Consider the following 20791-nt stretch of genomic DNA (forward strand, 5'->3'; position numbering starts at 1 on the left):
TCTGCGATATCTCGTACGCGCGGCAGAAGATCCGTCGCCTGCCGAACCGCAATGGGCGGCGTTTGGCGGCACCAGCATTCGGCCTCCTCTGCAGCTTAAGCGAGGTCAAGGAAGCTATGACCTATCGGATCTAAGAGGGCGCAAAAGACGTCGCTGATCGAGATCAGAGAAACCGTCCATGGTGACAAAAGCGATCTCAGCGGCGCTCGGCATGGGCAGCCGCCTCGACTCATGCTGACGCTTGCCAAGGAACGTGTCCGTCCGCTTATGCAGCAGATCGCGAAAGCATCTCAAGGTTCTGGCTGACAGCAATCGACGAGCAGGATCGGGCATGGCTCACCCGTTAGTGTGTCGAAGTATTCCGAGGCCCAGAAGGTCTAGAACTAGAGGGGAGGCAGCGCGGGCCGGGCCTCCGCGCTGTTCAAAGCTCTGAAACTACCAACTCCGCGCTGCCAGCGGAGTTAAATGACGTGTGACTCGGCGCTCGTCGGAGAGGCCCTTGGAAAGCGCTGTCCCTATCACATGCGCCACTAACTTCGCTCGCCAGCGTCGCGGTACTGCAACGCTGCCGCCTCGCACCCTTGGGGCGGCTGCCCCGGGGCGCCCTGCCTTTATCGTCGAGACGTCCCGCAAGGCACCTGCCAGATTTGGTAGGTTGAGCTGTCTTACAAGGGAGAAACTGAAGCGTTGTGCCGTGCACTCCTGCCCCCGCGCCCGATCCTGAAGCCGCTTATCGCGAGGGGGCAATTATGAGCTTCTGGCTTGTGCACCGTAGCCACGCATCTGATTCCCGACTCCCGCATCATTGGAGCGCGCGTGAAAACACCGGCCATCTCACGGGAATATTGAAATGTCAGAACCTGAAGGCATTTCGCAGAATTCGCTACGTACGCGTCCTTCATCTGAGACAAAATTCGGCAGACGATCGTACCTGGCCATATGCTTATTGCGGTTGCGCCAATGCCGTATGAGAGTCTTTCTAAATGGATCTTCGAAACCGGTTCCACATGGCACCTGCCAGATTTGATGGGTAGGCTCCCCGTCACACGACGTTAGCCATCAGGAGTCGCAGCAACATGCGCACGAGGGTCGTGCGCCAGCGAAGGGGCATCGATTTCGTCAAAAGACGCAATATCCAGGCCATAGTCGAGCCATAGCAGTCTGTCTGATGGTTGCGAGAACGGCGAAGGCCATTTCCGCTCGCTGGGTAGACCTGCCTATGGACGGTTGAACCATCCACCGCCTCCTCGCTCAGGGTCTAGCTAAGGGCTCCAATCAGGCCGAACTGGTGGCGAATTCGACAGCTGGAATAGAGTCCTTTGGCGAGGCCCGGAGTTTCCACTTCGGTATTCGCTAGATGGAGAGGTTGCGCGCTTCCCAGCAGTATCAATTCCATTCACGCAAAGCCGTTCGCTCCTGTCTTTTTCTTCGCCTAGGCATCCGATTGCACGACGAGTTCATAGCGGCCGTTGCACTTAGTCATCATCCGAGCAGGATGCTCGAGATGATCAGTTCCCCCCACGTCGTCTTGTCGACTGACGCCAGCGTAGGTGCGTGCACCTCGTTGAGCTGCGCGATTGCCTAGAGGTTCGATCGTGCGGGAAGCCGATCTCAAATTTTCCTTGCAGGCGAAACCAGACAAGGCGATCTTACGCCTCGCGCGAGTACTTGCCCGTGTGGCCGCGAGGGAAGATCATGAAAGACAGCTCATCGAGCGAAGCGGGGAAAAGAGCGACGATCTATGCTCGATTCTCAACCGATCTCCAGAACGAGCGATCGATTGAGGATCAGCTTTCACTTTGTCAGAGCTATGCCGAGCGCGAAGGATTAATTGTTGTCAGTACCCATGAAGATCGGGCTCGTTCGGGCGGGTCTGTCATGGGCCGCGAAGGCCTTCTACAGATGTTGGACCAAGCGCGGGAGAGATCCTTTGACGTGGTGATCGTCGAAGCGCTCGATCGCCTCTCTCGCGACATGGAAGATCTGGCTGGCATTCATAAGCGGCTGTCATTTCTCGGGATCGAGATCCGGGCGGTCCACGAGGGCGTCGCTAACACCGTGCTGGTGGGCCTTCGCGGCTTGGTCGGACAACTTTATCGCGAGGACAATGCGCACAAAGTGCGTCGCGGCCAAGCGGGGCGGGTTAAGCAAGGTTTGGCTGGCGGGGGCCTGACGTACGGATACGCAGCGGTACCTGGAAGAAGTGGTGAACGAGTGGTTGTCGAGGCCGAGGCACAAGTGATCCGGCGCATCTTTCAGGAATACGTGGATGGTCGTACGCCTCGGGAAATCGCGCATGATCTCAATAACGAGGGGGTATCACCTCCGCGGGGGCGAGGCTGGAATGCGTCAACAATCAATGGCAATCATGAGAGGGGCGCCGGCATTCTGCTAAACGAACTTTATGTGGGGCGCCTTGTCTGGAACAAAGTCAGGATGGTGAAGGACCCCGACTCGGGAAAACGCCTGTCACGACCAAATCCGAAGAGTGACTGGCAGGTGGCTGAAGTGCCGCATCTTGCAATTGTCAATCCAGAGCTATTCACGGCTGCTCAGCAACGCAAGGAAGAGCGCGGTCACATCCACCCCAGCCACCAACGTCGGCCTCGTCGGATGCTATCCGGACTGCTCCGGTGCGGCTCATGCGGTTCGGGTATGGCAACTAATGGACGCGACAAGTCAGGCCGCATTCGTATTCGCTGCTCTGCGGCGAAAGAGAGCGGCACATGTTCTGATGCCAAGACCTTTTATTTAGATGCGGTCGAAAGTGCAGTCCTCAGCGGGCTCAGGGCCGAGCTGCGTGCACCGAAGGTTTTTTCGGAATACGTACGAACGTATCTGGAGGAGCGGAAGCGCCTCCTAGCTACATCACAGGCAAAGCGGCACCGCCTTGAGCAGCAGCTAGGGCAGTTGAGTCGAGAAATCGAACGACTGGTGGATGCGATCGCGAAGGGACATGGCGATCCGTCCGTGCTCGGGCCGCGATCGACTGCCTTAGATGCCGAACGAAAGCGGATATCTGAGGAGTTGCAAAGCGAACCACCCGCTCCGATCGAAATTGCGCTGCATCCGGCCATCCTCAAACGATATGAGGAGCAACTCGGTCGGCTTGAAGAAGCACTGGGTAAAGGTGTCAGTGCGGGCGACGGAGAGGCCGCAGAAGCCATTAGAGACTTGGTCGAGACGGTCACCGTGTTCCGCGAACCGGAACGCCCAGGTGGTTTAGCCGTCGAGATAGCAGGCCGACTAAACGCCCTGCTTGGCGAAAAGGCCTATCCAAATCAAGTCAAAGGAGTGTGGGGAAAGGTGGTAGCGGGGGAGGGACTCGAACCCCCGACCCCAGGATTATGATTCCCGTGCTCTAACCAGCTGAGCTACCCCGCCACAGGGATCGCGGCGGCGACTTGAGGCCGATCTCGCGAACGCGCGGCATATAAGGAAGGGGGCGGGGGTAAGTCAATCCGCCTTCGCTAAAGCTTCGTCGCGACAAGTCCGCTTCGGCCCGATTTCTCACCAGAATTTGCGAGTTTTTACGGCGCCGAACTCGCGGATGGTCCCCCTCACCCGGAATCCGCGCGTCGCGCGGATTCCGGCCTCTCCCCGGCGGGGAGAGGCGAAGGGAAGCGTCCCTTACTTCGGCCTTACATTGGGGTCGCCGCCGGGGCTGCCGGGGGGCGGGATCACCGGGGTGTTGCTGTCGGTGCTGGGGGCCGGGGCGTGCATCTCGGGATCGACGCCCGCGGGCGGGCAGAGCACGCCGTCCGTCTTGGCCAGCTTGTCGCCGAGCGGTTCCCGGGACTGGCCGGTGGTGGTGCCGTCCGGCGTCGTGGCCAGCCGATCGGATGGGGCACATCCGGCGGCGCGTTGCGGGGATGGCGGCGCGGTCGCTTGCGGCGGCGTCGCCGGGGCGGGCGGGGCCTGCGCGATCGCCGGTGCAGAGGCGGCGATCAGGAGGCCCGCAAGAATGAGGTTTGTCGTGCGCATGGGAAGGAAACGCGCGCGCGAGGCCCCCTGTTCCCGCAGGTGGCAATCACGATTTGCGGTAGCGGATCAGCGAGAAGTGGCCCATCGGCGGCATGGGACGGCGCTCGGTGAGCGCGACGCCGCCGTGCCTTGCGGCCCAGCCCTCGAGGCGCGCCCACGGGAATTCCGGGCGCCAGCCGAGGCGGCGGGCGATGGGCGCGAAAGCGAGCTCGAACAGCTTGCGAGGGCCGGCCTCCGCACCGATGTGGTTGACCAGGATCAGCTCGCCGCCTGACTTGAGCACGCGCATGAACTCGTCGAGCGTGCCTTCGGGATCGGGAACGGCGGTGATGACATATTGCGCCACCACCGCGTCGAAGAAATCATCGGGGAAGGCGAGGTTCTTCGCATCCATCACCGAGAGCACTTCGACATTGGAGAGACGTAAGCTCCGCACACGCGCCTGCGCCTTGCGCAGCATCGGCTCGGAGATGTCGACGCCGCAGACCTTCGTGGTGCGCGCGTATTCGGAGAGCGAAAGACCGGTGCCGACGCCGACGTCGAGGACACGGCCGCCGATGCGGTCGGCCTCCGCGATGGTCGACTGCCGGCCGGCGTCGAACACCTTGCCGAACACGAGATCATAGACCGGCGCCCAGCGGCCATAGGCCTTCTCGACCCCGGCCCGCGAGATGTCTGCTGCCATGCCCCCTGCCCTTACTTCACCTCTCCACAACAGGAGAGGTGAACCCAGCCCAATGAGTTGTGCTTGATGTCGTCATTCCCTCAGCCGCGCACGGCTTCCGCGAGCGGGCGCGATGTGCCCGTGCCGACCTTGGCCGCGGCGCTCTGGATGAAGCCGCCGCCGAGCACGCGGGCCTGGCCGCTCGCTGCGTCGTAGAACACGCAGGCCTGTCCCGGCGAGACGCCCTCCTCGCCGGCGACGAGCTCGACCTCGTAACGGCCGTTGCTGCCGCGCAGCCATGCCGGTTGGGGGCTGCGGGTCGAGCGCACGCGCACGAACATTTCGAGGCCGCTTCCGATGGCGCGGTCGATGTCGCCGTCGCCGATCCAGTTGACGTCGCGAAGTGCGATGCGGTGCATCTTCAGCGCATCGCGCGGGCCGACCACGACGCGGCGGGTCGCCGCGTCCAGCCGCACCACGAACAGCGGCGCATGGGCTGCGATGCCGAGGCCGCGGCGCTGGCCGACGGTGAAATTGGCGATGCCGTTGTGCCGGCCGAGCACGCGGCCCTCGAGATCGACGATGTCGCCGGGGTCCATCGCATTGGGGCGCAGGCGCGTGATGATGTCGGTGTAGCGGCCGGTCGGCACGAAGCAGATGTCCTGGCTGTCGTGCTTGTCGGCGACCGCAAGGCCAAAGCGGCGCGCGAGCTCGCGCGTCTCGGGCTTGGTCATGTCGCCGAGCGGAAAGCGCAGGAAGTCGAGCTGTTCCTGCGTGGTCGCGAACAGGAAATAGCTCTGGTCGCGGTCGGCGTCGGCGGCGCAGACCAGCGCGCGCGAGCCGTCGCTCCGGCGGCGCGAGGCGACGTAATGGCCGGTGGCGAGCGCCTTCGCGCCGAGCTCGCGGGCGGTCTTCAAGAGGTCGCGGAATTTGACGCTGCGGTTGCACTCGATGCAGGGCACCGGCGTTTCACCAAGGGCATAAGAATCGGCGAAATTGTCGATGACGGACTCGCGGAAGCGGTCCTCGTAGTCAAGCACGTAATGGGGAATGCCGAGCTTGGCCGCGACGTCGCGGGCGTCGTGGATATCCTGGCCGGCGCAGCAGGCGCCCTTGCGGTGGGTGGCCGCGCCATGGTCGTAGAGCTGCAGCGTGATGCCGACGACGTCGTAGCCCTCAGCCTTCAAGAGCGCAGCCGTCGTCGAGGAATCGACGCCGCCCGACATGGCAACGACGACCCTGGTGTCCTCGGGACGGCCTTCGAGATCCAGACTGTTGAGCATGGGCCCTAGAGCGTTGTGACGGCGGCGACGCGCGAATCCGCGATTTGCTTTCTCGGGGGACGGCGGCGATCCCCCGGAACCTTGGTTCCCGAAGAGCACGACTGCCCAAGTCGAAAGCGGCTGAGAGTAGCCTCTTTAATATAGGCGGCATTCCGGTGAAGCAATCACGCGAGCCCCCCGCTTAGGGCAATTCTTGCCGGGGCGGCAGAAATGGCGGGGTCGGAGCCCGCGGCCCGGCAATGCACCCACATCGCTAAAACGTTGATTGTATTAGTGAAATATTCGGTTCGGGGCGCTGGCCCGCTCCTTGCTCCCTCTTGATGCGAAGTTGCTTGCAAGGGGTTGCCTGTGGTCGGTCGGATGTCAGATGTCGTGGCACGCGTGCAAATCCAGAGCGCGCAGCAGAAGCCTGCCCGGTCGCAAGCCCCGAAGGACACGCCCGCGAGCGAGGCTTTCGGCTCGCTGGTCGATAGCAACACGCAGGCCAGCGGCAACAACGCGCCGGCGCAGGACAGCCCGCCGCGCCGGAGCGAGCAGACCTCGTCCTCTCCGGCGGCCGAGCGGCCGTCGCGCGACACCTCGTCCACAGACCAGGCTTCGCAGAGCAAGGCGAGCGACGACACCGAGGCGTCTGCGCCGGCGGAGAATGACAGGGGCGAGGCGTCCAGCGATCCGGCCAAGGACGCCGGCAAGGTCAAGGACAAGTCCGAGACGGCGGAGGCCAAATCGGCCGACAAATCCGACGAGCCCGAGAGCGACGCGACTGATGGCACCGAGGTCCTCACCGCCGCCGTCGAGGCGGCTGCCGCCGCGCCGTTCGCGACGACGCAGACCGCCCTGCCCGACCCCGGCATCATCGTTGCCGCGCCGGTCGTCCCGGTCGACCCGAATGCAGCTGCGAACCAGGCTGGCGATGCCGCAGCCCCGCCGCTCGCGATCGCCGCGGCAGGTCTTGCCGCCAGCGCCTCCATCGCGGCCCAGATCGCCGGCACCAAGACCGATACCGCCACGGCGAGCGCCAAGGCCGCAGGCGCCGAGGTCGATGCCGAGACCACGACGACGCTCGGCGAGGCCGCCGCCGGCACGACCGAGACCGCCTCGACCGATGCAAAAGCTGGTGGCGGACTGATCGCCGCGGTCAACCAGGGCACGCCCAAGACCGCGTTCAAAGAGGCCGCCACGGCGCAAGCCCAGACCGACATCTCCGATATCGGCCAGGACACCGGCAAGGCGAACGTCGCTGCGCAGGCACCGGCCGCCAACGCCGCCCATGCGCAAGGCTTGAAGCCGCAGGCCGATCACGTCGCGACCGACGCCAAGGCGGGTCCCGCCGACCGCGCCGCCGATCAGGCCCAGGGCACGTCGGCCGCGCCGGCGCATGCCGGCCCGCAAGCCACGATCGCTCCGACGGATACCAGCGCGCAGGCCGCTTCTACCGTGCAGGCGCCGCTGACGAATGCGACCTCGGCCGCGACAGCATCAACCGCGACGCTCACCGCGACCGCGGCGACCCACACTACGGCGGTGCCGATCAGCGGCATCCCGATCGAGATCGCAGCCGCCATTCGGTCCGGCAAGTCGCGGTTCGACATCAGCCTCGATCCGGCCGAGCTCGGCCGCATCGACGTGCGCATCAACGTCGACCGCGCCGGCAACGTCACCTCGCATCTCACCGTCGAGAAGCCGGAGACGCTGCAGATGCTGCGTCAGGACGCGCCGCAATTGCAGCGTGCGCTCGACGATGCCGGCTTCAAGACCGGCAGCAACGGCCTGTCCTTCAGCCTGCGCGACCAGAATTCATCGGGCCAGCACTCGGGCCAGAACAACGACAATGGTGGCAATGCCCGCCGCCTGATCATCAGCGAGGACGACAGCGTTTCCACGGCGCCCATCGGGCGCGGCTATGGCCGCATGCTCGGATCGAGCAGCGGCGTCGACATCAGAGTGTGAGGAGTATCTGGCAATGACCACCACGAATGCCGCCACTTCGCCCCCGGTCGTCTCCGGGACGACCGACCTGCCGAAATCCTCGTCGAATTCGTCGATGAGCTCGACCACGGGGTCGACGCTCGCCGGCAATTTCCAGACCTTCCTGACCCTGCTGACGACGCAGCTGCAGAACCAGAACCCGCTCGATCCGCTCGACACCAACCAGTTCACCCAGCAGCTGGTGCAGTTCGCCGGCGTCGAGCAGCAGCTCAAGACCAACGAATCGCTGGCTCAGCTCGTCACCCTGCAGCAGACCACGCAGGCGACCCAGGCGCTGGGCTTCGTCGGCAAGACCGCGCTGGTCGACGGCTCGACCGCGACGATGACCAACTCGACGGCTGTCTGGCATCTCAACGTGCCGACCGACTCCACCGTCGAGATCTCCATCGCCAATTCGAGCGGCCAGACCGTGTTCAACGGTAAATATACCGCGGCCGCCGGCAACGACATTCCCTTCACCTGGAACGGGATGGGTAATGACGGCACGCAATGGCCCGACGGCAAGTACACGATCTCGGCCACGGGCAAGGACGTCGCGAACAACAATGTCGGCATCGCCGCGCAGGTGCAGGGCGTGGTGTCGTCGGTCGATCTGACCCAGTCGCCGCCGCTGCTCACCATCGACGGCGCCAGCTACACGCTGAGCCAGGTCAAGAGCATCATTGCGACGAGCTATTGAGGGCGGGCAAGCGAACCACATACGAGATGTCATCCCCGCGAAGGCGGGGATCCATAACCCCAGGAAGTCGTTTTCGCATTAGGTCGTAACCCCGAGTCGTCGTCAAACTGCTCCCTGGGGTTATGGGTCCCGGGCTCGCGCTACGCGCGCCCCGGGACGACGGTTGGGCCTCCGCGGCACCGCGCTCCGACCCTCGTTCGTTAGTAAAGTATTTACCTTCTGCCCCGCTCAGCCGGCCGAGATTGCGTCTTTCGCCCGCCGAGTCGGCCGCGTTCCCGCAAGATTCAACGAGAATTGTACTGAACCCTTAGGCTTAGCGGATTTTTAAGCCGCGGGGGTTACGGTTACGGCGTGAGTTCAGTGGTTGAGAGTTTGTGAGTACGCCATGACAGAACCCCATCGCCCGAGGGTAAAATACGTCATCGGGCCGGACGGCAGTCCGTTGACGATCGCGGATCTGCCTGCACCCGGCACCAAACGCTGGGTCATCCGCCGCAAGGCCGAAGTCGTCGCCGCTGTCCGTGGCGGACTTCTCTCCCTGGAGGAGGCCTGCAGCCGTTATACCCTGACGGTCGACGAATTCCTCTCCTGGCAGTTTTCCATCGACCAGCACGGTCTGGCGGGTCTTCGCACCACCCGCATCCAGCAATATCGCCAGTAGGCGATCCGGAATTCTGCGGTCTTTGACGAAAATCGGCCTCGCTTTGCGAGGCCGATTTTTTTCATGATGCACTTTTGTCCGACCTCTTAACCTTCGTTAACCATATCGAAACCATCACCTAGGCAATAATTGCCCAGTCGACCGCTCGGTTGCGGGTCGGATTGGTCGGGGCGGTTGCTTGCAAGGTCTTGCGGACTTCTTAAAAAGTATCGGTGCCGCCCGGTTCGGGGCGATGATCGCGGTCACCGCCGCGCTCATCGGCTTCTTTGCCTTCGTCATCATGCGTGTCACCACGCCGCAGATGACGACGCTGTTCACGGACCTGTCAGTCGAAGACTCCTCCAGCATCATCAAGGACCTGGAACGCCAGGGCATCCAGTTCGAGATCCGCAATGAGGGCTCCATCATCATGGTGCCCAAGGACAAGGTTACGCGGCTGCGGATGAAGCTCGCCGAGGGCGGCCTGCCCAAGGGCGGCGGCGTCGGCTACGAGGTGTTCGACAAGTCGGACGCGCTCGGCACCACCTCCTTCGTCCAGAACATCAATCATCTGCGCGCGCTCGAGGGCGAGCTCGCCCGTACCATCCGCGCCATCGACCGCATCCAGGCCGCCCGCGTCCATCTGGTGCTGCCCGAGCGGCCGCTATTCGCCCGCGAAGCGCCGGAGCCGTCGGCCTCGATCGTGGTGCGCGTCCGCGGCGCGCTGGAAGCCCAGCAGATCCGCGCCATCCGCCACCTCGTCGCCTCCGCCGTCAACGGCCTGAAGCCGCAGCGGGTCTCGATCGTCGACGAGGCCGGCCAGCTGCTCGCCGACGGCGCCCAGACCGATCCGGAGCAGGCGATCGGCGAGGAACGCCGCATCGCCTTCGAGAAGCGGATGCGCAAGCAGGTCGAGGACATCGTCTCCTCCGTGGTCGGCTCGGGTCGCGCCCGCGTGCAGCTCTCCGCCGATTTCGACTTCAACAAGGTCACCCAGACCTCGGACAAGTTCGACCCCGAAGGCCGCGTGTTGCGCTCGAGCCAGACCCGCGAAGAGCAGAGCATGACCGCCGACAACAACGGCCAGGTCACCGTCAACAACGAGCTGCCCGGCAACCAGCAGAACAACGGCGTCGCGCCCAAGGACCAGAGCAAGAAGACCGAAGAGACCAACAATTACGAGATCTCCCGCACCACCAAGACCGAGGTGACCGAGGCCGGCCGGGTCAACCGCATCTCGGTCGCGGTGCTGGTCGACGGCATCTACAGCAAGAACGACAAGGGCGAGCTGGCCTACCAGGACCGCACCAAGGAGCAGCTCGACCGCATCGCCACGCTGGTGCGCTCGGCAATCGGCTTCGACCAGAAGCGCGGCGACCAGGTCGAGGTCGTCAATCTGCGCTTCGCCGACGCGCCCTCCACCGCCCCGGTCGGCGAGCCTGGCGGCTTTCTCGGCATGCTGCAGTTCACCAAGGACGACGTCATGTACTTCGTCGAGCTCGGCGTGATGATGCTGCTCGGCCTCGTCGTGCTGTTCCTGGTGATCCGCCCGCTGGTCAAGCGCATTCTCGCCTCCGACGAGGTCGCCGCCGCCATCTCCGGCGTGCTGACGGGCCCAGCCGCCTCGGAAGAGGCCGCGCCGGCCGGCCAGCCGCTGCTGCCGAGCGGCGGCACCAGCGCCATCGACGTCGCCACCATTCAGGGCCAGGTCCACGCCCAGTCCGTTCACCGCGTCGGCGAGCTCGCCGAACGCAATCCCAACGAAACCGTCGCAATCATCCGCCAGTGGCTGACTGAGCCGACGAAATAACCAACGCCAAGTGCATCAAGAAGTGATCTGACATGGCCGCTAATCTGCAAAACGCCAACTCGAACGACATCACCAGCGTGATCTCCACGCTAGGTCAGCGCGCCGGCAGCCGTGAGGGCGGACCCAAGACAGAAGGTCTGACAGGGCCGAGGCGCGCCGCGATCCTGATGCTGGCGCTCGGCGAGCAATATGGCGGCAAGATCTGGAGCCTGCTCGACGACGACGAGGTCCGCCAGCTCTCGCTGGAGATGTCGACGCTCGGCACCGTCGAGGTCGACACCGTCGAGGACATGCTGCTCGAATTCGTCTCGCGCATGTCGGCCTCGGGCGCGCTGATGGGCAATTTCGACGCCACCGAGCGGCTGCTCCAGCAATACCTGCCGCCGGAACGCGTCAACGGCATCATGGACGAGATCCGCGGTCCCGCCGGGCGCAACATGTGGGAGAAGCTCTCCAACGTGCAGGAAGAGGTGCTCGCCAACTACCTCAAGAACGAATATCCGCAGACCATCGCCGTGGTGCTGTCGAAGCTGAAGCCGGAGCATGCCGCCCGCGTGCTCGGCATCCTGCCCGAGGAGCTCGCGCTCGACGTCATCAACCGCATGCTGAAGATGGAGGCGGTGCAGAAGGAGGTGATCGAGAGCGTGGAGAAGACGCTGCGCGTCGAGTTCATGTCCAACCTGTCGCAGACCCGCCGCCGCGACGCCCACGAGGTGATGGCGGAAATCTTCAACAATTTCGACCGCCAGACCGAAACCCGCTTCATCACCTCTCTGGAAGAGGACAACCGCGAATCCGCCGAGCGCATCAAGGCGCTGATGTTCACCTTCGACGACCTGGTGAAGCTCGATTCCGGCTCCGCCCAGACCTTGATGCGCAACGTCGACAAGGACAAGCTCGGCGTCGCGCTCAAGAGCGCGAACGAGGACGTCCGCAACTTCTTCTTCGGCAACATGTCCTCGCGCGCGGCCAAGATGCTCCAGGACGACATGGCGGCGATGGGCCCCGTGCGCCTGCGCGACGTCGACGAAGCCCAGGCGCTGCTGGTCAATCTCGCCAAGGACCTCGCCGCCAAGGGTGAGATCATGCTGACCAAGAACCGCGCCGACGACGAGCTGGTGTACTGATGGCCGCTCCGGCAAAATTCCTGTTCGATACCGACTTCGCGGCGCCCGAGCGCGCGACGCGCGAGAAGGCCGCGACCGCGGCAGAGATCGCGCAGAAGGTCGCGGAAGCCGAGGCGCGCGCCTATCAGGACGGCTTTGCCGCCGGCCAACGCGAGGCCAAGGCCGAGAGCGACCGCCGCGTCGCGCTCGCGATGGAGGAGATCAACATCGCCATCCGCGGCGTCGCCGCCGGCATCGGCAACATCGAGACCAGGATGGAGACCGAGGCGGTCGAGGTCGCAATCGCGGTGGCTCGCAAGTTGTGTGCCGACCTCGTCGCCGCCGAGCCGCTCGGCGAGGTCATCGCGCTGGTCAAGGACTGCTTCTCGCATCTGGTCGCGACGCCGCATCTCGTCGTCCGCATCAACGATTCGCTCTACGACAGCGCGCGCGAGAAGATCGAGCGGCTCGCCAAGCAGAGCGGCTTCGAGGGCCGGCTGGTGATCCTGGCCGAGCCGGAAATTGCCACCGGCGACTGCCGGATCGAATGGGCCGATGGCGGCGTCGTGCTGGAGCGCGGCGCCATCGCGGCCAAGATCGACGAAATGGTCGGACGCTATATCGCGTCCCGCAGGGGGAGCTAAACCATGAGCGACACCGACGGACAGGTCCCGCTGCCCGATCTCAACGGCCCGATGCCGCCTGCCGGCACCGACGTCGGCTACAACGAGGACGAATATGCGGCGCGTGCCGCCGCCGACCTCGAGGCGGTGTTCGACGTGCCGGTGCAGGTCTCGGCCGTGCTCGGCCGCTCCAAGATGGACGTCGGCGAGCTCCTGAAGCTCGGACCGGGCACCGTGCTCGAGCTCGACCGGCGCGTCGGCGAGGCCATCGACATCTACGTCAACAACAAGCTGGTCGCCCGCGGCGAGGTCGTCCTGGTGGAGGACAAGCTCGGCGTGACCATGACGGAAATCATCAAGGCCGAACGCGGCTGACACGCAAGGACATGACGCGCGACGGCGCGAGCAGACGGACAGGAGACTGACATGCGGCTTCTCATCGTTGGCACATTGAAGGGCCAGCTCACCACCGCCACCAAGATCGCGATGGAGAACGGCGCCACCGTGACCCATGCCGAGGATCACGAGCAGGCGATGCGCGTGCTGCGCGGGGGCAAGGGCGCCGACCTCCTGCTGGTCGACGTCGCGCTCGACATCCGCGACCTCGTGCTGCGGCTGGAAGCCGAGCACATCCACGCCCCGATCGTCGCCTGCGGCATCACCAACGACGCCCGCGCCGCGGTCGCTGCGATCCATGCCGGGGCCAAGGAATACATCCCGCTGCCGCCGGATCCGGAGCTGATCGCCGCGGTGCTGGCTGCCGTCGCCAACGATTCCCGCGAGCTGGTCTACCGTGACGATGCGATGGCAAAGGTGATCAAGCTCGCCCAGCAGATCGCCGGCTCGGACGCCTCGGTGATGATCACCGGCGAATCCGGCACGGGCAAGGAAGTGCTGGCCCGCTACGTTCACTCCCGTTCGGCCCGGGCCAAGCGTCCGTTCATCTCGATCAACTGCGCCGCCATCCCGGAGCACCTGCTGGAATCCGAGCTGTTCGGCCACGAGAAGGGCGCCTTCACCGGCGCGGTCGCCCGCCGCATCGGCAAGTTCGAGGAGGCGACCGGCGGCACGCTGCTGCTCGACGAAATCTCGGAGATGGACGTTCGCCTGCAATCGAAACTGCTGCGCGCCATCCAGGAGCGTGTGATCGACCGCGTCGGCGGCACCAAGCCGGTTCCGGTCGACATCCGCATCATCGCGACCTCGAACCGCAATCTCGCCGAGGCCGTGCGAGAGGGCACGTTCCGCGAGGACTTGCTGTTCCGCCTCAACGTCGTGAATTTGAAGATCCCGCCGCTGCGCGAGCGTCCCGCCGACATCCTCGAGCTCGCCCAGCACTTCGTGAAGAAATATGCCGACGCCAACGGCGTGCCGCTGCGTCCGCTCTCGGCCGAGGCGCGGCGCGTGCTCTCCGCCAACCGCTGGCAGGGCAACGTCCGCGAGCTCGAAAACACCATGCACCGCGCGGTGCTGATGGCCCAGGGCGACGAGATCGGGCCCGACGCCATCATCACGCCGGACGGCGACCGCCTCGACCTCGCCAAGACCGCCCCGGCCGTGGCGCATGCCACTATGGCCGCCGAGCAGGTGACGCGCGCGCTGGTGGGGCGCACCGTGGCCGATGTCGAGCGCGACCTGATCCTGGAGACGCTGAAGCACTGCCTCGGCAACCGCACCCATGCCGCCAACATCCTCGGCATCTCGATCCGCACGCTGCGCAACAAGCTCAACGAATATGCCGACGGCGGCATCCCGATCCCGCCCGCAGGCACGCCCGGGGAATATCCGCGGATGCCGATGATGGGCGCGTAGACGCCTGCGACCATCGAGCGGACGCGAATGCCCGGGCCAAGTCCGGGCATTTTCGTTTGGCGCAGGCCGCCACCCCGTCATTGCGAGCGCAGCGAAGCAATCCAGCATCCCTCGGCGGCGACAGACCGGATTGCTTCGCTGCGCTCGCAATGGCGAACCTCAAGAGCGTCCTTCGCATGACCGAACCGCGCCACGTGACTATGCCATCCGCGCGGCACGCCCTATAACCTCGCGCGAAAACCACGCGAGGGACACATGTCTGAAGCTCAAATCACGGATTGGCTGGCGTCGCAGAAGCAGGCGATGATCGACCTGCTGCGCGACGTCGTGAACATCGATTCCGGCTCCTATGACAAGGAAGGCGTCGATGCGGTCGGTGCGCGGTTCGAGCGGCATTTTGCCGAGCACGGCATTCCGTTCCGGCGCGAGGCCAACGCCACCTTCGGCGACGCGATCCATGCCGAGGTGGCAAAGCCCGGCAGCAACGAGAAGCCGGTGCTGTTGATGGGGCACCGCGACACCGTGTTCGGCAAGGGCGAGGCCGCGCGGCGTCCCTTCACGATCCGGGATGGCCGCGCCTATGGGCCCGGTGTCGCCGACATGAAGTCGGGCCTCGTCATGAATGTGTTCGTGGCCGCCGCCTTCCACAAGTTCGGCGGCGCACCGCATCCGATTAAGGTGCTCATCACCTCCGACGAGGAGATCGGCTCGCCCTCCTCGCGCCCGGTGATCGAGCGCGAGGGACGCGCGGCCCGCGCGGTGTTCAATTCCGAGCCGGGCCGGCCCACGGGCAACGTCGTCACCGGGCGCAAGGGCGGCATCTTCATGCACATGGCCATCACCGGCAAGGCCGCGCATTCCGGCGCCAACTTCGCCGCCGGCGTCAGCGCCATTGGCGAGCTCGCGCACAAGATCGTCCAAATCCACGCGCTCACTGATCTCGACAAGGGCATCACGCTCAATGTCGGCCTCGTGTCGGGCGGGCAGTCCGTCAACACGACCGCGCCTTACGCGGAAGGGCAGATCGACCTGCGCTATGTCGATCCGGCCGATCGCGCGCGGATCATGGGTGCGATCGAGAAGATCGTCGCGACGCCTTACGTGCCCGGCACCAGCGCGACGCTGTCGATCAAGGGCGAGTTCGTGCCGGTGATGCAGAGCGCGGACTCGAAGGCGCTGTTCGAAAACTATCAGGCGGCCGCAAGGCAGGTGGGCCTCACCACGCTGCAGGGCGAGTTCTCCGGCGGCTGCGCCGATTCCGGCTTCACCGCCGCCGTGGGCACGCCGACCATTTGCGGTCTCGGCCCGGTCGGCGGGCTCGCGCACACGCCGGAGGAATATCTGGAGATCGACAGCATCGTGCCGCGCGCACAGGCGCTGGCGCTGGCGATTCTGCGGGGGTGAACGGAGGTGCCGTAGGGTGGGTTAGCGAAGCGTAACCCACCTGGTCATTTTCCGTGGAGACAAACAGTGGTGGGTTACGCCTTCGGCTAACCCACCCTACGAGACCGTCACGAATAGCTCGGCGCATCCGGCTTGCGGAAGATGTGGATGGGATCGCCCGGCACGATCGGAGATCCGGAGAACATCGCGTAGGCGTAGAGCGCGAGATAGGCGATCGCGAGCGCGCCGATGGCGTAGAAGATCAAGGTAGCCACGCGCTTCATCGTTCCGCTCCATGCGTCCGGCGGGACAGTCAGGAGCGCTTCTAGAGCGACGAGGCGGAAAAGGCCAGCCTTGCGCGAGGCTCGCCGACGGCGATCAAATGCCGCGCCGGCCGCGCGCGGGAAGGCTGACATCGGCAAGCCGGGCCGCGTCTTCGTCCTGGTCGACCGCCACGTATTGGCCGTGCCAATAGGCCAGCGCGGCATTGCGAGTCGAGCTCCTGATATCCCTGACACGGCCGATGACGATGCCGTGCGAGTGCCGTTCGACGATCTCCTCGACTTCGCAATCGAAGGCCGAGAGCGCGCCGGCCAGCAGCGGGACACCAGAGACTGCCGTCACCCACTGGCTGCCTACAAAGCGATCCGCACCCTTCAGCCCGCCCTTGCCGGCAAAGCGTTCGGCAATGTCGAGTTGGTCAGCATTGAGGATGTTCACGCCGAAGGCGCCGTGGCGGCGGATCAGCGGAAACGACGAGGCGTCGCGGTTGATGCTGACCAGCAGCGTCGGCGGCTCGACCGACAGCGAGGTGACCGAGGTCACCGTCATGCCGGAGATGTCCTTGCCCCGCCCGGCCGTGATGACGCTGACGCCGCCGGTAAGGTGGCGCATGGCGCCGCGGAAATCGGCGGACGAGACGGGAATTTCGGTCATGAGCTCGCGGGGCACTACATTCATGGCGCTACTCCCCGCAAGCGGGGTTCCCTCTATTTAGGTACGATCGTCCGCCGACAACAGGTGGCTCAGGATCGAGCCTTCGAGCCCGGCAAGCTCGGCCGAGCCGCGCTGGCGCGGCCGGGCGGCGTTAACCGTGACGTCATGGGCGATGCGGCCCTCCTCGATGACGAGCACGCGGTCGGCCAGCGCCACGGCTTCCGAGACATCGTGGGTCACCAGGATCGCGGTAAAGCCCTGATCGCGCCAGACCCGCTCGAGGAGCCGCTGCATCGAGATGCGGGTCAGCGCATCCAGCGCGCCGAGCGGCTCGTCGAAGGCGAGCACGCGCGGGCGCGAGACCAGCGCACGGCCGAGCGCGACGCGCTGCTTCTGGCCCCCTGAGAGCACCGAGGGCCATTGATCGCGCTTGTCGGCGAGGCCGACCTCGATCAGCGCCTTCTCGGCGCGGGCATGCGCATCGCTTGAGACACGATCGCGGCCGAGGCCGACCTCGACATTGGCGAGCACGCGGGCCCAGGGCAGCAGCCGCGGCTCCTGGAACATCACGCGGATGTCCTCGGGCTGGATCTCCTGACCGAAGCTGATGCTGCCCGCATCGATCTTGTCGAGGCCGGCGATCAGGCGCAGCAGGGTGCTCTTGCCGCAGCCGCTCTTGCCGACGATCGCGACGAACTGGCCGGCGGGAATGTGCAGGTCGATGCCGCGCAGCACCTCGTTGTCACCGAAGGATTTGCGCAAGCCGCGGATGCTGAGCGGCAGGCCGCTGGCCTGAACTCGGTGTTCTTCTTGCCGCTCCTCGCGCACCACGCGGGCGTGAGGAGCGAAAGTGGCGCGGCCGGCGAGCTCTGTCTCGGGAAGAGAGGTACGAAGCGCTGTCTGCATGTGATTCCCAGTATTTTCGCTCAACGTTTCTGGAAGGCGGGGTGCCAGGAGAGCGTCAGACGCTCCAGCACGCGGGAGGCGCTGTCGGCGAGCTTGCCGAGCAGGGCGTAGATCAGGATCGAGAGCACGACGACGTCGATCAGCATGAACTCGCGCGCTTGCATCGCCATGTAGCCGAGGCCGGAAGAGGCCGCGATGGTCTCGGCGACGATCAGCGTCAGCCACATGATGCCGAGCGCAAAGCGGATGCCGACGAAGATCGAAGGCAGCGCGCCCGGGAAGATGACGCGGCGGAACAGTTCGCCATCGGTCATGCCGTAGATGCGGCCCATCTCGATCAGCTGCGGATCGACGGTGCGGATGCCGTGCAGCGTGTTGAGATAGATCGGGAAGAACACCCCGAGCGCCACCAGGAAGAGCTTTGCGCTTTCGTCGATGCCGAACCAGAGGATGACCAGCGGGATCAGCGCCAGATGCGGCACGTTGCGCACCATCTGCAGGGTGGTATCGGTGAGCCTGGCCGAGAGCTGCGACAGGCCGTTGGCGAGGCCGAAGGCGAAACCGATGCTGCCGCCGATCAAAAAGCCGACCGAGGCGCGCCAGAACGACACCCAGATGTTGCGGACGAGCTCACCGGAGACCAGCAGCTTCCAGCCCGCGAGCACGACGTCGCTCGGGGCCGGCAGCACCCGCGTCGGCACGAAGCCGGTGACGCTCGCGACCTGCCAGACCGCGATGATGGCGAGCGGCACGATCCACTGGATCAGGCCGTCGGCCCGCGGCAGGCGGATGCTGCGCGGAAGCGAAATGCTGTCGATCAGGCTCATGACTGCGACACCCGGTGCTGCGGACGGAAATCGCTGCCGACCGTCTCGCCGAACGGACCGCCGTTGAAATGCAGCTTCGTCACGTTGCTCGGCTGCTCCAGCGCGAGCAGCGGGAACACCAGCTCGGCGAAGCGATAGGCTTCCTCCAGATGCGGATAGCCCGACATGATGAAGGTATCGATGCCGAGATCCTGATACTCCTTGATGCGCGCCGCCACCGTCTGGGCGTCGCCGACCAGCGCCGTGCCGGCGCCGCCGCGTACGAGGCCGACGCCGGCCCACAGGTTCGGCGCGATCTCGAGCTTGTCGCGCTTGCCGCCGTGGAGCTGCGCCATGCGGTGCTGACCGACCGAGTCCATACGGGCAAAGTTCTTCTGCGCCAGCGCGATGGTGTCGTCGCTGACATGCCTGATCAGCTCGTTCGCGGCGTGCCAGGCTTCTTCGTTGGTCTCGCGGACAATGACGTGTAGACGGATGCCGAAGGAGAGTTTGCGGCCACGAGCGGCGGCAACCTCCCTCACCTTCGCGATCTTCTCGGCGACCAGCGCCGGCGGCTCGCCCCAGGTGAGATATTTGTCCACGGTGTCCGCCGCGACGTCGATGCCGGCATCGGAGGAACCGCCGAAATAGAGCGGGGGCCGCGGCGACTGCACGGGGGGAAACAGCAGCTTGCCGCCCTCGATGCGGATGTGCTTGCCCTCGGCGTTCACCGTCTTGCCGGCGAGCAGGTCGCTGTAGACGTTGAGGAACTCGCGGGTGACCTCGTAGCGCTCGTCGTGGCCGAGGAAGATGCCGTCGCCCTTGTTCTCGACGGGATCGCCACCGGTGACGACGTTGACGAGGAGCCGGCCGTTCGAGACGCGATCGAGCGTCGCGGTCATGCGCGCGGCGACGCTCGGCGATTGCAGGCCGGGCCGAACGGCGACGAGATAGCGCAGCCGCTCGGTGAACGGCGCGACCGAGGACGCAACGATCCAGGAATCCTCGCAGGATCGCCCGGTCGGCAACAGCACGCCGAAATAGCCGAGCTGATCGGCGGCCTGCGCGACCTGGCGCAGATAGTTGAAATTGACCTCGCGGCCGCCGATGCCGGTGCCGAGATAGCGGCCGTCGCCGTGGGTCGGCAGGAACCAGAGGATGTTGGCGTTTGATTGCTTGCTCATGAGTGTGCTCACGTTCCCGGCTTCCGCGCCACGTCGGAAATCTTGATGGATTTGGGGATCAGGCCGAGCGCGAAGAACGCGTCGGCCACCTGCTGCTGGTCGGCGATGACGGCATCGGTGATCGGCTTGATGCCGTAGGACTGGCGCTTCAGGGCCACCTCGACCACGGGGACCGGGAGACCGATCGAGGGAGCCAGCTGCTCGGCTACGGCGCGGATGTCGCCCTTGGCCCAATCATCGACCGCGCTGAGTTCGGCGAGCACGGCATCGACGATCTTCGGGTTGGCTTCGAGGAATTTCTTGGAGGCGAAGTAGAACTGGTAGTTGGCCACGATGCCGCTGCCATCGGCCAGCGTGCGTGCGCCGGTGGCCGCTTCCGCCGCGGCCTGGAACGGATCCCAGATCACCCAGGCATCGACTGCGCCGCGTTCGAAGGCGGCCCGCGCGTCGGCTGGTGCCAGGAACACGGTCTCGATCTCCGAGTATTTGACGCCGGCTTTCTCAAGCGCCTTGACGAGGAGATAGTGGACGTTGGAGCCCTTGTTGAGCGCGACCTTCTTGCCCTTGAGGTCGGCAACGGATTTCAGCGGACTTTCCTTCGGGACCAGGATCGCCTCGCCCTTCGGCGCCGGCGGCTCGTAGGCCACATACTGGATCGGCGCGCCGGCGGCCTGCGCGAAGATCGGCGGAGCTTCGCCGGTGTTGCCGAAATCGATCGCGCCGACGTTAAGCGCTTCGAGCAGCGGCGGACCGGACGGAAATTCGGTCCACACCACCTTGTAGCCGTCAGCGGCGAGCTTCGGCTCCAGCGTGCCCTTGCTCTTGAGCAGCACCAGCTTGCCGTACTTCTGGTAGCCGATGCGGACCACCTTATCCTGACCGTAGGAGGTGCCGACCGCGGCCGCGACGATGCCGATCGACAGCACGATGGCTGCGATCACGCGTTGAACGATGCGCTTCATGTTCAGACCTTTTTGAACGGGAAG

Annotated in this window: 19 protein-coding genes and 1 tRNA gene; 10 read left to right on the top strand and 10 right to left on the bottom strand. The window is 65.1% G+C overall.

Annotated features, from left to right (window positions below):
* Window positions 1-1695 precede the first annotated feature (1695 nt).
* The gene (locus I6F16_RS12780; protein WP_225157507.1) at window positions 1696-3351 is read left to right on the top strand and encodes a recombinase family protein; all 1656 of its coding nucleotides are present in this window, start codon (window positions 1696-1698) and stop codon (window positions 3349-3351) included.
* Here I6F16_RS12780 and I6F16_RS12785 read toward each other — a convergent pair.
* The 4 genes from I6F16_RS12785 to mnmA form a co-directional block, all read right to left on the bottom strand.
* Window positions 3308-3384: transfer RNA gene (locus I6F16_RS12785), tRNA-Met, on the bottom strand. The genes I6F16_RS12780 and I6F16_RS12785 overlap by 44 nt on opposite strands.
* A 246-nt stretch (window positions 3385-3630) precedes the next feature.
* Window positions 3631-3984 carry a hypothetical protein gene (locus I6F16_RS12790; protein ID WP_225173804.1) on the bottom strand — a complete coding sequence of 118 codons (354 nt, stop codon included), beginning with the start codon at window positions 3982-3984 and terminating at the stop codon, window positions 3631-3633.
* 46 nt (window positions 3985-4030) lie between these two features.
* Window positions 4031-4669, bottom strand: a complete 639-nt coding sequence (locus I6F16_RS12795; RefSeq protein WP_225114779.1) for a methyltransferase domain-containing protein — start codon at window positions 4667-4669, stop codon at window positions 4031-4033.
* Between the two features lie 80 nt (window positions 4670-4749).
* Complete coding sequence (gene mnmA / locus I6F16_RS12800; RefSeq protein ID WP_225114780.1) at window positions 4750-5931, bottom strand: tRNA 2-thiouridine(34) synthase MnmA; 1182 nt, start codon at window positions 5929-5931, stop codon at window positions 4750-4752.
* 372 nt (window positions 5932-6303) lie between these two features.
* Here mnmA and I6F16_RS12805 point away from each other — a divergent pair, with 372 nt between their 5' ends.
* From I6F16_RS12805 to I6F16_RS12845, 9 genes are all read left to right on the top strand, one after another.
* Complete coding sequence (locus I6F16_RS12805; RefSeq protein ID WP_345960981.1) at window positions 6304-7881, top strand: flagellar hook-length control protein FliK; 1578 nt, start codon at window positions 6304-6306, stop codon at window positions 7879-7881.
* A 13-nt stretch (window positions 7882-7894) separates the two neighbouring features.
* A complete protein-coding gene (locus I6F16_RS12810; RefSeq protein ID WP_225114782.1) occupies window positions 7895-8599 on the top strand; it encodes a flagellar hook capping FlgD N-terminal domain-containing protein in 705 nt (234 codons plus the stop codon).
* Between the two features lie 385 nt (window positions 8600-8984).
* Window positions 8985-9260 (top strand): DUF1153 domain-containing protein, encoded by a 276-nt coding sequence (locus I6F16_RS12815; protein ID WP_002714638.1) that lies wholly within the window; start codon window positions 8985-8987, stop codon window positions 9258-9260.
* A gap of 178 nt (window positions 9261-9438) precedes the next feature.
* On the top strand, window positions 9439-11049 hold the full coding sequence (gene fliF / locus I6F16_RS12820) for a flagellar basal-body MS-ring/collar protein FliF (RefSeq protein WP_225173805.1): 1611 nt from the start codon (window positions 9439-9441) through the stop codon (window positions 11047-11049).
* Between the two features lie 32 nt (window positions 11050-11081).
* Window positions 11082-12176: a flagellar motor switch protein FliG gene (gene fliG, locus I6F16_RS12825; RefSeq protein ID WP_225114783.1), complete on the top strand. Its 1095-nt coding sequence runs from the start codon at window positions 11082-11084 to the stop codon at window positions 12174-12176.
* Entirely contained in the window at window positions 12176-12799 is a 624-nt protein-coding gene (locus tag I6F16_RS12830) for a FliH/SctL family protein (RefSeq protein ID WP_109142568.1), read from the top strand. The genes fliG and I6F16_RS12830 overlap by 1 nt, the downstream gene beginning before the upstream one ends.
* A 3-nt stretch (window positions 12800-12802) precedes the next feature.
* Window positions 12803-13153 carry a flagellar motor switch protein FliN gene (gene fliN, locus I6F16_RS12835; protein ID WP_035704875.1) on the top strand — a complete coding sequence of 117 codons (351 nt, stop codon included), beginning with the start codon at window positions 12803-12805 and terminating at the stop codon, window positions 13151-13153.
* Between the two features lie 51 nt (window positions 13154-13204).
* Window positions 13205-14590 (top strand): sigma-54 dependent transcriptional regulator, encoded by a 1386-nt coding sequence (locus I6F16_RS12840; RefSeq protein ID WP_035999037.1) that lies wholly within the window; start codon window positions 13205-13207, stop codon window positions 14588-14590.
* Window positions 14591-14845: 255 nt separating this feature from the next.
* The gene (locus tag I6F16_RS12845) at window positions 14846-15994 is read left to right on the top strand and encodes a M20 family metallopeptidase (RefSeq protein ID WP_035999032.1); all 1149 of its coding nucleotides are present in this window, start codon (window positions 14846-14848) and stop codon (window positions 15992-15994) included.
* Window positions 15995-16101: 107 nt separating this feature from the next.
* Here I6F16_RS12845 and I6F16_RS12850 read toward each other — a convergent pair whose 3' ends face one another.
* From I6F16_RS12850 to I6F16_RS12875, 6 genes are all read right to left on the bottom strand, one after another.
* Complete coding sequence (locus I6F16_RS12850) at window positions 16102-16257, bottom strand: hypothetical protein (RefSeq protein ID WP_035999067.1); 156 nt, start codon at window positions 16255-16257, stop codon at window positions 16102-16104.
* A gap of 94 nt (window positions 16258-16351) precedes the next feature.
* On the bottom strand, window positions 16352-16933 hold the full coding sequence (locus I6F16_RS12855) for a flavin reductase family protein (RefSeq protein WP_035999029.1): 582 nt from the start codon (window positions 16931-16933) through the stop codon (window positions 16352-16354).
* A 33-nt stretch (window positions 16934-16966) separates the two neighbouring features.
* On the bottom strand, window positions 16967-17815 hold the full coding sequence (locus I6F16_RS12860; protein WP_035999026.1) for an ATP-binding cassette domain-containing protein: 849 nt from the start codon (window positions 17813-17815) through the stop codon (window positions 16967-16969).
* Window positions 17816-17835: 20 nt separating this feature from the next.
* Window positions 17836-18642, bottom strand: a complete 807-nt coding sequence (gene ssuC, locus I6F16_RS12865; RefSeq protein WP_035999023.1) for an aliphatic sulfonate ABC transporter permease SsuC — start codon at window positions 18640-18642, stop codon at window positions 17836-17838.
* Complete coding sequence (gene ssuD, locus I6F16_RS12870) at window positions 18639-19805, bottom strand: FMNH2-dependent alkanesulfonate monooxygenase (protein WP_225151282.1); 1167 nt, start codon at window positions 19803-19805, stop codon at window positions 18639-18641. Before ssuD ends, ssuC begins: the two co-directional genes overlap by 4 nt.
* Before the next feature lie 8 nt (window positions 19806-19813).
* Window positions 19814-20767 (bottom strand): sulfonate ABC transporter substrate-binding protein, encoded by a 954-nt coding sequence (locus I6F16_RS12875; protein WP_035999020.1) that lies wholly within the window; start codon window positions 20765-20767, stop codon window positions 19814-19816.
* Window positions 20768-20791 lie beyond the last annotated feature (24 nt).

The sequence above is a fragment of the Bradyrhizobium sp. IC4060 genome (genome assembly GCF_020193715.1).
In the GTDB taxonomy this organism is placed as follows: Bacteria; Pseudomonadota; Alphaproteobacteria; order Rhizobiales; family Xanthobacteraceae; genus Bradyrhizobium; species Bradyrhizobium yuanmingense.

Coding starts and splice junctions, on each gene's coding strand:
- I6F16_RS12780 (WP_225157507.1), top strand. CDS start 1,696: ATGAAAGACAGCTCATCGAGCGAAGCGGGGAAAAGAGCGACGATCTAT.
- I6F16_RS12790 (WP_225173804.1), bottom strand. CDS start 3,984: ATGCGCACGACAAACCTCATTCTTGCGGGCCTCCTGATCGCCGCCTCT.
- I6F16_RS12795 (WP_225114779.1), bottom strand. CDS start 4,669: ATGGCAGCAGACATCTCGCGGGCCGGGGTCGAGAAGGCCTATGGCCGC.
- mnmA (WP_225114780.1), bottom strand. CDS start 5,931: ATGCTCAACAGTCTGGATCTCGAAGGCCGTCCCGAGGACACCAGGGTC.
- I6F16_RS12810 (WP_225114782.1), top strand. CDS start 7,895: ATGACCACCACGAATGCCGCCACTTCGCCCCCGGTCGTCTCCGGGACG.
- I6F16_RS12815 (WP_002714638.1), top strand. CDS start 8,985: ATGACAGAACCCCATCGCCCGAGGGTAAAATACGTCATCGGGCCGGAC.
- fliG (WP_225114783.1), top strand. CDS start 11,082: ATGGCCGCTAATCTGCAAAACGCCAACTCGAACGACATCACCAGCGTG.
- I6F16_RS12830 (WP_109142568.1), top strand. CDS start 12,176: ATGGCCGCTCCGGCAAAATTCCTGTTCGATACCGACTTCGCGGCGCCC.
- fliN (WP_035704875.1), top strand. CDS start 12,803: ATGAGCGACACCGACGGACAGGTCCCGCTGCCCGATCTCAACGGCCCG.
- I6F16_RS12840 (WP_035999037.1), top strand. CDS start 13,205: ATGCGGCTTCTCATCGTTGGCACATTGAAGGGCCAGCTCACCACCGCC.
- I6F16_RS12845 (WP_035999032.1), top strand. CDS start 14,846: ATGTCTGAAGCTCAAATCACGGATTGGCTGGCGTCGCAGAAGCAGGCG.
- I6F16_RS12850 (WP_035999067.1), bottom strand. CDS start 16,257: ATGAAGCGCGTGGCTACCTTGATCTTCTACGCCATCGGCGCGCTCGCG.
- I6F16_RS12855 (WP_035999029.1), bottom strand. CDS start 16,933: ATGAATGTAGTGCCCCGCGAGCTCATGACCGAAATTCCCGTCTCGTCC.
- I6F16_RS12860 (WP_035999026.1), bottom strand. CDS start 17,815: ATGCAGACAGCGCTTCGTACCTCTCTTCCCGAGACAGAGCTCGCCGGC.
- ssuC (WP_035999023.1), bottom strand. CDS start 18,642: ATGAGCCTGATCGACAGCATTTCGCTTCCGCGCAGCATCCGCCTGCCG.
- ssuD (WP_225151282.1), bottom strand. CDS start 19,805: ATGAGCAAGCAATCAAACGCCAACATCCTCTGGTTCCTGCCGACCCAC.
- I6F16_RS12875 (WP_035999020.1), bottom strand. CDS start 20,767: ATGAAGCGCATCGTTCAACGCGTGATCGCAGCCATCGTGCTGTCGATC.